Here is a 1,986-nt window from a genome sequence, read left to right as displayed (position 1 = left end):
CCCGGGTCTTTGACACTTTAATAAAGAAAAAATCCCAACAAGCCTTGATGTAGGCTTATTTTTTTGTCAATTTTTCTATTTATATAGTGCACAATGTTTCACAATGTGTTATAATATAAGCAATCGACAAGGGGACGGTGTATAAATGAGGCTACAAATTGTTAATTCAAAAAATGCTGCATCTTTATATGTGGTTAAATCAATTTACGAAAATGGAAAGCGTTCTTCCAAAGTTGTTGAAAAGCTCGGCACTGTTGCCAGCTTAGAAAAAAAGCTAAACGGCCAAGACCCTATAGAATGGGCAAGGAAATACGTCGAGGAGCTTAACAGAAAAGAAAAAGAAGAAAAACGTGAAGTGCTCGTAAAGTATTCACCATCAAAACTTATAAATAAAGGCGAACAACGCTCCTTTAATGGTGGATATCTATTTTTACAAAAAATATACTATGAGCTTGGACTACATAAGATTTGTAAGGAAATTTCAATTAAATATAAGTTTGATTTCGACCTGAATTCAATACTTTCTAGGTTGATATACGGACGAGTTATTTTCCCATCTTCTAAACTTGCAACTTATGAACTTTCTAAAAAGTTTATTGAACAACCAAATTTTGATTTGCATCAGATCTACAGAGCTCTTGAAGTTCTTGCAAAAGAAACAGATTTTATTCAATCCTCGTTGTATGAAAATAGCTTGAAGATTACCAAAAGAAATACTGGTGTTCTTTTCTATGATTGCACCAATTACTTTTTTGAAATTGAACAGGAAGATGGCAATAAACAATATGGTCCATCAAAAGATAAAAAGCCAAATCCAATAGTTCAAATGGGTCTTTTTATGGATGGGGACGGCATTCCTCTGGCTTTTAGCATTAATAGGGGAAATATGAATGAGCAGTTGACTTTAAAGCCTCTAGAAAAGAAAATTATTTCTGATTTTGAACTTTCTAAATTCGTCGTCTGCACAGATGCCGGATTAGCTTCAGAAGCTAATAGAAAGTTTAACGACAAAGATGGACGTGCATTTATTACAACTCAGTCAATAAAAAAATTAAAAGCGCACTTAAAAAAATGGGCGCTTGATGCTGAAGGTTGGAAACTTTCTGGTAGTAATAAAACATATGACATTTCTAAGCTTGATAAATTGATGGGAAATGCTACTTTTGAAGAAAAAGCAAAAATCATATCAAAAGTATTTTATAAGGAGCGTTGGATTAAAGAAAATGACTTTGAACAACGGCTTATTGTGACCTACTCTATCAAATACAGGGATTATCAGCGTAAAATCCGTAACTCTCAAATAGAAAGAGCTCAAAAAGTAATTGATAATAATCCGACAAAAATCAAGAAATGTAATGCTAACGATTACAAAAGGTTTATTCATAAGACAAGCTATACTCCTGATGGTGAAATTGCAGAGGGAGAATTATACAGCATAGATAAAGCTATCATCCAAAAAGAAGAAGCATTTGATGGTTTTTATGGTGTCTGTACAAACCTTGAGGGTGATGTATCTGAAATCATTAAAGTAAATCACAGGAGATGGGAAATTGAAGAGTGTTTTAGGATTATGAAAAGTGAATTCAAAGCAAGACCTGTATTCTTAAAAAATGACGACAGAATTGAAGCGCATTTCATCACATGCTTTGTATCACTAATTATTTATAGAATACTTGAAAAGCGCCTAAACGAGGAATTCACCTGCCACAAAATTATTAGTGAGTTAAGAGACATGAATTTCAAGGTGATTAAGGGTGAAGGTTATGAACCCTTATATACCAGAACTGATTTTACTGATGCTTTACATGAAGCATTTAGCTTTCGCACTGACTATCAGATTATTACTACAAGTAAGATGAAAAAAATTTTTAAAGATACAAAAAAATAAAAACATTACTCACTTTTTCGGCAAACATTAAAGCCTGCAGACCCTTTAGTATCAAGGTTCTACAGGCTTTTTGTATTCATCAAGTGTCAAAGACAGGA

General features: G+C 33.0%; 1 protein-coding gene. It reads left to right on the top strand.

The genetic code is table 11. The annotated features are described in order from the left end of the window. Positions 1 to 145: 145 nt before the first annotated feature. Positions 146 to 1,888, top strand: coding sequence for an IS1634 family transposase (locus tag BHF68_RS07300; protein ID WP_069643002.1), 1,743 nt, complete (start codon positions 146 to 148; stop codon positions 1,886 to 1,888). The last annotated feature ends 98 nt before the right edge of the window (positions 1,889 to 1,986 follow it).

Source organism: Desulfuribacillus alkaliarsenatis, assembly GCF_001730225.1.
GTDB lineage: Bacteria > Bacillota > Bacilli > Desulfuribacillales > Desulfuribacillaceae > Desulfuribacillus > Desulfuribacillus alkaliarsenatis.
Note: the sequence above shows the minus strand (reverse complement) of the source record. Positions and strands in the feature narration are given on the sequence as shown.

What these genes read in the sequence shown, in the direction of transcription:
- BHF68_RS07300 (WP_069643002.1), top strand. Translation starts at nt 146, where the DNA reads ATGAGGCTACAAATTGTTAATTCAAAAAATGCTGCATCTTTATATGTG.